Below are 8,849 nucleotides of genomic sequence, written 5' to 3'. Positions count from 1 at the left end.
GGCGGAGTCGAGGCGAGCGAGCCGAAGGCGAGCGAGACCGAGCGCAGCCGGAGCGAGTTCCCAGGGATCAGGCGCGTCTGGCTAGATGAGCTTCTTGCGGGCCACCAGGTCGGCCAGGAACTTGCGGAACTCCGGGCCCACGTCGGGCCGGTCGATCGCGATCTCCACGGTGGCCTTCAGCCAGTCCACCTTGTTCCCGATGTCGTAGCGCCCGCCCTCGAACACGTAGGCGTACACGGCCTGCTCCTGGGCCAGGATGTTGATGGCGTCGGTCAGCTGGATCTCGCCACCCACGCCGGGCTCGGTGCGGCGGAGGGCGTCGAAGATCTCGGGAGTCAGGACGTAGCGGCCGATGGCGGCGAGGGTGGAGGGAGCGTCCTCGCGGTTCGGCTTCTCCACGATCGAGATGACCCGGGCCAGGTTGTCCTCCACGAAGTCGGGCTCGATGCAGCCGTACAGGGAGATCTCCTCGCGGGGAACCTCCTTCACCGCGATGACGCTCCGGCCGTAGCGGGCGTGGATGGCCAGCATGCGCTCGATGAGGGGGTTGTCCTCGGTCATGATGTCGTCGCCCAACAGGCAGGCGAACGGCTGCCCGCCCACGTGCGGCTCCGCCACCGACACGGCGTGCCCGAGCCCGAGGGGGTCGCGCTGGCGGATGTAGTGGATGGCCACCTTCTCGGAGATCTGTTGGACCTCCGCCAGCAGGTCGGCCTTCCCCTTCTCCTTCAGGTACATCTCGAGCTCGAGGGAGCGGTCGAAGTGGTCCTCGATGCTGCGCTTGCCCCGCCCCGAGATGATCAGGATGTCCTCGATCCCGGCCCTGATCGCCTCCTCCACCACGTACTGGATGGCCGGCTTGTCCAGGATCGGCAGCATCTCCTTGGGCTGCGCCTTGGTCGCCGGAAGGAACCGGGTCCCGAGCCCGGCTGCGGGAATGACCGCTTTCTTCACGTTCATCCGGGAGGTCTCCTGAGTAGGCGGCGAGTGTATACCCCGCCGTCGCGCTGACTCCCGAACCACGCGCTCAGCGGTCGCGCCTGTAGCGGCTGGCTCGGTACTCGTCCACCCAGTTGCGCGTGCTGCGCCACTGCCCCCGCGCATCCCGATGCGCACGCAGCCGTCCGCGCTCGGCCGCGGCGCGGAGAGCCCGGACCGAGATCTCGCTATCGGCGAGCGCTGCGATCGGTACGAGTCTGGCCGGCCCTGCGACGGCAGGCACGATGAACCGCATCAGCGTATCGATGATGGCCCGAGCCATGAACTCGCCGAGAGGACCAGGGTCGCCGTCGTCCGCTCTGCGAAGGGCCTTCAGGTACCGAGTCCGTTCAGCCTTGCGGATGATCGCCGGCGGGTAGCCCACCCGGATCAACAGGAGGTTCGTCAAGAGGCGGCCGGTCCGGCCATTCCCGTCCAGGAACGGATGTATCCGTTCGAACTCCGCGTGGACTGTCGCGAGGGATTCGGGGAGTGGCGCTTCGGCATCGCGCAGCGCCGACGCCTTCCCGACCCAGTCGGTCGTGAGCGCCTGGACCTCGGGCCAGTCCGGGGGGTGCATGCCACCGGGAAACGGGTGGATGTTGTGCTGGCGGAAGGCGCCCGGCCCCTCGTTTGGACCCGCGTCGGGATGGGGCGCGACCTCCCACACCTTCGACATTGCCAACATGTGTACGTGTCGAACCTCGGTGAGTGTGATGAGGTCCTCGGTCGTCCAGGCGCCGGGGGTCAACCCTTGCTGGTACACCCACTCGGCCGCGTCCGCGTACCCGCGGACCTCCATGTACTCCGCGAGCCGCTTGTCACCGACCGCCCGGCCTTCGCGCAGGAGGATCTCCACTTCCCGGAGCACGAGCGTGTTTCCCTCGATTGCCGTCGAGTTGTGCGCCTCCTGGAACCAGATGTCGCCCCAGATGTCCTCTGCCTCGACGGGTGATGGCAGCCCGCCAAAGCGGCTCCGAAGCTCCTCGACGCCCTCGGTGAGCTGCGCATAGATCGCCCCCCGGCTCTTCCGGCCTCTTCGCTCATCGACCACCTTGGCTCCAGACTACCGTATATTTGTGTCACTGGACCCTCATTAAAAGGAACGACACAAATAGGTGTCCCCGGAATTTGCGTCGCTCAGCTCAAAGAAATCGCACGACACGCCCCGCTCGTCCCTTTGTGGCACCGTCTCCGACTGAAGACTGCTCTCAGGGTTCTGGCTGTTCCGAGCGGGCGGTCAAGGTGACGACCACCATTGACCTGGCCGCCAGGCCGGTGATACTACACGCCTGCCCAATGAGACCCGAAAGCCGCATCGGCACCGAAATCGCTGGATACCGGATCGAGGCCCTGATCGGTCAGGGTGGCATGGGCGAGGTGTACCTGGCCGAGCACCAGACCCTCGGCCGGATGGAGGCGCTGAAGGTCCTGTCCGGCGACCTCTCCACCGACGACGGGTTCCGCAAGCGGTTCCAGCGGGAGGCCCGGCTGGCCGCCAGCCTCCGCCATCCCAACATCATTCCGGTGTACAGCGCCGGCGAGAGCAACGGCTCGCTGTACCTGGTCATGCCGTACATCCGGGGCACCGACCTCCGCCGGCTGATCGACGAGCGCAAGCAGCTCGACCCCGAGCAAACCCTGCGGATCCTGGACGGCGTGGCCAGCGCGCTGGACGCTGCGCACGCCGAGGGACTGGTCCACCGCGACGTGAAGCCCGCCAACATCCTGATCGAGGCGCGGGACGGGCACGTCTATCTCACGGACTTCGGCGTGACCCGGCACATGGACTCGAAGACCCAGCTCACGCCCACCGGGCGGTTCATGGGGACCCTGCACTACGTTGCCCCCGAGCAGATCGAGGGGAAGTCGGTGGACGCCCGGACCGACATCTACTCGCTGGGCTGCGTCCTGTACGAGTGCCTGACCGGCGTCCTCCCCTTCCAGCGGGAGAGCGAGGGATCGCTGCTGTGGGCGCACCTTTCGGAGTCGCCGCCCCGGCTGACCGACCGGCGGCCCGACCTTCCCGACGCCATCAACCTCGTCATCGCCCGGGCCATGGCCAAGCGCAAGGAGGACCGCTACGACAGCTGCTCGGAGCTGCTCCACGAAGCCCGGGTGGCCCTGATGGGCGAGGCCGCCGCCTCGTCTGCGGCGGTCACTCCACCCGCGGGAGCGGAGATCACGCTCGGTGGGGCCACGCTCGGTCCGGCGGCCGTCGGGCCGGACTCCACGGCCGGCCGGGAGACCGTCGGGACCGCCGCGGCCGTCCCGACCGAGAGCCGGGAAGCCGTGGGCGTGGGCGTGGTCAGTCCGCCCGCCGGGACGGACCAGGTCGCGGAGGTGTCGCCGGAGACGGTCGCTGCCGCCGCGGCGACCGAGGCCGGGCTGGAACTGGAAACGGTGTCGGAGGCAGGCTCGGTCCCCGAGGACGGGCCGACGACGGAGACATCCGTTCGGCCCGTGTCGGGGGCCGTGGCGGCAGCGGCGGCGGGTGCCGCGGCGGCGGTGGCCGAGACCATCACCAGCGGGGAGCACACATCCGAGGCCGCCGACTCGAGCGGCGAGACGATCGCCGCACCGCGCACGGGCGAGACGGTCGCGACGCCGCCCACGGCCGAGACGGTGGCAGCACCGCCGAAGGCCGAACCGGTCGCTCCTTCGCCCGCTCCCGAGACGGTCGCGGCCGCCTCAACCGCCTCAGCCGGCACGGTGGCAGCGGCGCCTCCAGTGGAGACCGTTGCGGCGACGCCGGCCGCGGAGACCCTTGCGGCGTCGGCGGGGCTCGAGACCATCGCCGCAACGCCTCCTCCCCCGGTGACCCTCCAGCCCGGCGCGGCTCCGCCCGCCCCGCCCGGCGCCTTCGGGATGCCGGCCACGATGGCCGAGGACGTGAGCGCCGCCCCACCACCGCCTCCCACCCTCGCCGAGGGCAGCCCGCCAACCGCGCCGCCCAGGAAGCCGGGCCGGGGACGCCTGATCGCCATCATCGTCGGGGCGCTGGTGGTGGTCGGAGCGGCAGCCGCGATCGTCCTGGCCTCGTCCGGCGGCAAGTCCTCCCCCGGCACCGCGACGCCGACCCCGTCGGTGCCCACGAGCCTTCCGAACTCGCCGACGCCCTCCACCAGCCCGACCGCGAGTCCGACGGTAAGCCCCACCGGCAGCCCCACCAAGACGGCCCTCGCCGGTCCGTCCGCGCCGACGGGCATCCATGCGGCCGCCGCCGGGCAGTCCCAGATCACACTCACCTGGCACAAGGTCTCGGGCGCCGCGAAATACCTCATCTTCGTGTTCCAGGCCCCGAAGGCTTTCGATCACACGACGGCCACTCATTTCTCCGTGACCGGGCTCCAGCCCAACACGAAGCACTGCTACCAGGTGGTGGCGGTCGGTCCGGCCGGCGGGACGTCCGGTCGTTCCGGCCGGTCCTGCGCCACCACGCAAGCGGCCCCGACCACGGCGCCCCCCAGCTCGCAGCCGCCCACCACGCAGCCCTCCAGCCAGCCCCCGCCACAGACCCAGCCCCCCGCCACCCCTTCCAACGTGTCGGTCTCGTGCTCGACCAGCAGTTGCACCGTCCACTGGAGTGCGAGCGCCGGCGCCACGTCCTACACCGTCTCGGGAGCCGGCCATTCCGCCACCACGTCGGGGACGAGCGTCACCTTCAGCGGGCTCCAGCCCGGAAACACCTACTGCTTCTCGGTGACCGCGCACAACAGCGGCGGATCGAGCGGTAGCGCCAGCGGCTGCGGCTCCACCAGCTAGCCTCTAAGGCGAGAAAGCGGAGTTCGCGAGCCGCTGCACCTGGTCGGCCGTCAGGGAGGGACCCTTGAGTGTGACCTCCGTCTGCCCCGCCGCCCTCAGCCACGAGATGTCGGCCGGCACCCCTTCTTCAGCAACGGTGACGAGCGCGAGAGAGCCATCCCCCAGGAGGACGCTGAGGGCGGATCCGCTGCCCCCTGGAAATTGGCTCGCGGCCACCGTGTTGGCGACGAAGGAGGCCCACCGGTCGGCGGATGCATCGGGCGGCCCTTCGACGACATCGACAGTCCCGTACGGGGCGACGTCGAGGACGAACGCAACCAGGCGCTCCTGCCTGGGGGCACTGGTGGGATCCGTCATGAAGATGTGCGGGTTCCCCAGGCCCTGCGGAACCTCGATTGGGAAACTGACCACTCCATTGGCCTGGTCGATCGACGATATGGCGATGCCCTGTTCGATCGGCTCCAGCCAGTCCACCGTTTCCAAGTCTCCAAAGTCGGCGGCCGGAGGCTCCGAAGGGGTGCCGGCGACCGACGAGCCCTCCTGACTCGGGCCGGCTTTAGCCCCGCACGCTGCTCCCGCAACGAGAGCCAGGATGCCGATCACGATCGCCATCCCGATCCTCTTCATGGGTCCCTTTCCCCTGCCACTCACGTGGCGGCGTGGCGGAGACCCGCTGCTGCGCCTACCGAACCCCCAGCCGGACCAGCGCCTTGGCCACGCCCAGGGCCGGCAGCCGGAACGCGCTTCGGGTCGACGCGGGAGCCGCCCCCCGCCCCGACATCGGCACCGCCTTCCGTGCCGCTGCCCCGGACCCACTGACGCCGACCACCGGCAGCCACCGCGGGAAGAACTCCTCGCTCTTGTCGTTGGTGACCTGGATGAGGTGGGTGCCGTTCGCGTTGATCACGAAGATGTCCTCGTTGCCCGACTTGTCCCCGAAGAACGCGATGCGCTCGCCGTCCGGCGACCAGGCCGGCGCGCGGTTGTGTCCCTTGGGCTGGTGAGGCACCTTCCGCTGGCTCTTGCCGGCCGCGGTCATCAGGAAGATCTGGTCCGAGCGCTGGAACGCGACCTCCGTCCCGTCGGGCGACCAGTTCGGGAACAGGTCCGACGGGCCGCCGGTAAGGGGATGGACGTTCTTCCCCTTCGCCGTCGCGGAGTAGATCCGCGTCGTCCCCTTCTTCGGGTCCAGGCCCTGGAACAGGATGGTCTTTCCGTTCGGGGACCAGGCGGGGGCCTCCTGGATCAGCGGCCCGCCGATGAGCCGGTGCGCCTGGGAGCTGTTCGAGTTCATCACCCAGATGTCCAGCTGGCCCGGGCTGTTGCCGCGGTCGCTGGCGAACGCGAGCTGCTTCCCGTTGGGGGACCAGGCGGGCTCCTTCTCCGTGGAGCCCTTCTTGGTCAGCCGCTGCGGCTTGACCGTCGGCTTGGAGAAGTCCAGGAGGTACACGTCGACGTTGCCCTTGCTCGACGCGGCCACGGCGATCTTCGAGCCGTCGGGCGCCCAGGCCGGCGCCCCCTGGAACTGGAGGCCGAACGCGTTCAGTTTCAGGGGGCACAGTCCGTCCAGGGTTCTCACCTCGACCACCAGCGCGCCGGACTTCTGGCCCTGCGTCGTCAGGAAAGCGATGAGCCCGGGCGGCGTGATCGACCCGCCCGCCCCCAGGTTCAGGGCGGAGACGAAGGCGTCCTCCGACCCGCCGTTGAACGTCCGGTCCGCCTTGGACGTCGTCGGGAAGCCCTTGGAATTGGTGATCCCGCCGACGACAGCGGCGCCCCCGACCGTGGCCAGGGTGGTGCCGAAGTCGCCCGCCGACCCCCCGAACAGGACGGACGTGCCGATCTTGGACCCGGTCGGCGTGATCGTGGAGACGAACGCGTCAAAGCCGCCCGCCCAGCACGTACGGAGCTTGCCCTCGATGCTGACCGGGAAGTCCGGCGAGCTCGCGCCGCCGGTCACGACGAGGTTGCCGGAGGGCGCCACCCGGATCCCGCGGCCGAAGTCGTTGAACCCGCCGCCCAGGAAGCCGGAGAACGAGGTGGTTCCGCTGGTGGAGAGGCCGGCCACGAACCCGTCCAGGCCCCCGTTGAACGTGAGCGTGGGGGCACCGACGTGAGGGAACTCCGGGGACGTCGTGGCGCCGGTCACGAACGCGTCGCCCGCTCCGTCCACGGTGATGGCGTTGGCGAAGTCGTCGCCAGGGCTTCCCAGGTATCCGGAGTACACGAGCGAGACCTCGTCAGCGCTGATCTTGGAGACGAACGCGTCGTCGGGGCCACCGTTGTACGTCGCGTCCATCGGCGCGAACGCGGGGAAGTCTGCCGATGAGGTGACGCCGGTGATGTAGAGCTGGCCGGAGGCGTCGACCGCGATGTCGGATCCCACGTCCGCCTGGGCACCCCCGTAGCACCGGACCGTTCCGACCAGCGCACCGGTGGGGTCCACCTTGGCCAGCAGGACATCCGTGCCACCGACCACATCCGTCCCCATCGGCCTGGCCCCGCGAGCTCCGCCGCAGTTGCGATCCAGTGCTCCGGTGATGGCCGCGTTCCCCGCCGAGTCCACCGCGATGCCGTTGCCGACGTCGTCGTTCGGCCCTCCCAGTAACCCCGAATACAGGATGGTGCTGCCGTCCGGGCTGATCTTGGTGACGAACGCGTCCAGCCCTCCGTTCGGCGTGGTCCCCGGCCCGACCACGGTGGGGAAGTCGGTGGAGGCGGTCCCGCCGGTGACGTAGGCGTTCCCTGCGGCGTCGACCGCGATGGCGCTGCCGAAGTCGTCGGCGGACCCCCCCAGGAAGCCCGCGAAGACCAGCGCGCCGGACGGGTCCAGCTTCACCACGAATGCGTCCTCCTTCCCCTTGGCGGCCGGCAGGGGCCCGACCTTCACGGGGAAGTTGGCCGACGTGGTGAAGCCGGTGACGTACACGTCGGCGGAGGCATCCGCGGCCACCCCTTCCGCGCCGTCGTCACCGGAACCGCCCAGGAAGCCGCTGTACACGAGCTGGGTGGGATCGATGACCAGGGGCCGGCGGGCGTCGTAGGAGCCCACGGAGAACCCGAACCCCACCCCGCGGGTGACCCGGAAGCTCGAGCGAACCGGGACCACCCGGCCGTCCAGGCGCTGGAAGGTTCGGGGGGCGGTGTCGGCCGTCGAGCCTCCCGGCGTGGCGATCCGGAGGCTGCCGTCCGGGCTCAGCGCGAGTGACGACGCGCCGCGGTAGGCCAGCCGGATGTCGCCCGGGTCCGCGCCCGGGTGGACCAGGAACCGGTACTCCAGGCGCGATCCCGAGCCGGAGAACGCCACGTCGATCCCCGGCCAGACCTTCGGGTACACGATGCGGCCGAACGTGGCGATTCCGGTCCGCCAGTCGGCTCCGTGGAAATAGCTCACCGTTCCCGGGAGCGCCGAGGTGCCCACGGGGGTGACGGCCCGCCCGCCCACGAAGCTCAGCCGGGTGGCGTACCCACCCGAGCCGGGCGCCGCCGGCAGCGTCAGCGTCGCGCCGTGCGAGGTGAAGTAGACGCCGCCCGTTCGCTCCGGGAGGTAGAAGGCCACGCGCGGGTCCAGCTGGCCCTGGTTGGCGACGAACGACAGGGCCGAACGGGTGCCGGCGGCACCGGCGGCCACGCCGGCGGATGACGGCTTCGAAGCGGCGACGGTGCTGGTCAGGGCCGCCAACAGCACGACGGCCAATCCCAGCGGAACCCACACGCGGACACCTCGGCTGGCCCCGACCCGATTGCCCCACGTCATCGTACCCCCGCCCCTTTCTGGTGGTCGGCACAGGCTAGTCGGTGGTCGGCGGCCTCCACAAGAGCCTGGTTTCGTGCCCTTTGCCCCACGCGCGGCCCGCTCGGCGCCCTATCCCCGAGGTAAGGAAAGACTCCCCTCCCCGCCACGCAAGCACCCCCCTGCCGGGCATTCTGGCGGACCCCCCTCCCGGGCCACGATGGTCCCGTCAGCCAGGAGCACGACCGAAGGGAGAGGGAAGATGACCCGGGAACACCGCCAGATGATCACCCAGCAGGTGCTGTACGGGATGGTCCTGCCCGCCGCCATCTACGCGGTGGCCTCGCACTTCATGACCTCGCTCCTCGCCCTG

5 protein-coding genes are annotated in these 8,849 nt (G+C 70.1%); 1 reads left to right on the top strand and 4 read right to left on the bottom strand.

Going from position 1 to position 8,849, the window contains the following annotated elements; all coding sequences use genetic code 11:
• Positions 1-81: 81 nt before the first annotated feature.
• Both galU and M3Q23_17935 read right to left on the bottom strand, forming a co-directional pair.
• On the bottom strand, positions 82-960 hold the full coding sequence (gene galU, locus M3Q23_17940) for a UTP--glucose-1-phosphate uridylyltransferase GalU (GenBank protein MDP9343931.1): 879 nt from the start codon (positions 958-960) through the stop codon (positions 82-84).
• 67 nt (positions 961-1,027) lie between these two features.
• On the bottom strand, positions 1,028-2,032 hold the full coding sequence (locus M3Q23_17935) for a Fic family protein (GenBank protein ID MDP9343930.1): 1,005 nt from the start codon (positions 2,030-2,032) through the stop codon (positions 1,028-1,030).
• Between the two features lie 245 nt (positions 2,033-2,277).
• Between M3Q23_17935 and M3Q23_17930 the strand changes: the two genes are divergently transcribed.
• A complete protein-coding gene (locus M3Q23_17930) occupies positions 2,278-4,743 on the top strand; it encodes a protein kinase (protein ID MDP9343929.1) in 2,466 nt (821 codons plus the stop codon).
• A 3-nt stretch (positions 4,744-4,746) separates the two neighbouring features.
• On the opposite strand, the gene M3Q23_17925 is transcribed toward M3Q23_17930, so the two are convergent.
• Together M3Q23_17925 and M3Q23_17920 are read right to left on the bottom strand one after the other, a co-directional pair.
• Positions 4,747-5,355 (bottom strand): hypothetical protein, encoded by a 609-nt coding sequence (locus M3Q23_17925; GenBank protein ID MDP9343928.1) that lies wholly within the window; start codon positions 5,353-5,355, stop codon positions 4,747-4,749.
• Positions 5,356-5,425: 70 nt separating this feature from the next.
• Entirely contained in the window at positions 5,426-8,458 is a 3,033-nt protein-coding gene (locus M3Q23_17920; GenBank protein MDP9343927.1) for an SBBP repeat-containing protein, read from the bottom strand.
• Positions 8,459-8,849 lie beyond the last annotated feature (391 nt).

It is taken from the genome of Actinomycetota bacterium (assembly GCA_030774015.1).
In the GTDB taxonomy this organism is placed as follows: Bacteria; Actinomycetota; UBA4738; order UBA4738; family JACQTL01; genus JALYLZ01.
Note: the sequence above shows the minus strand (reverse complement) of the source record. Positions and strands in the feature narration are given on the sequence as shown.

Coding starts and splice junctions, on each gene's coding strand:
- galU (MDP9343931.1), bottom strand. CDS start 960: ATGAACGTGAAGAAAGCGGTCATTCCCGCAGCCGGGCTCGGGACCCGG.
- M3Q23_17930 (MDP9343929.1), top strand. CDS start 2,278: ATGAGACCCGAAAGCCGCATCGGCACCGAAATCGCTGGATACCGGATC.
- M3Q23_17925 (MDP9343928.1), bottom strand. CDS start 5,355: ATGGCGATCGTGATCGGCATCCTGGCTCTCGTTGCGGGAGCAGCGTGC.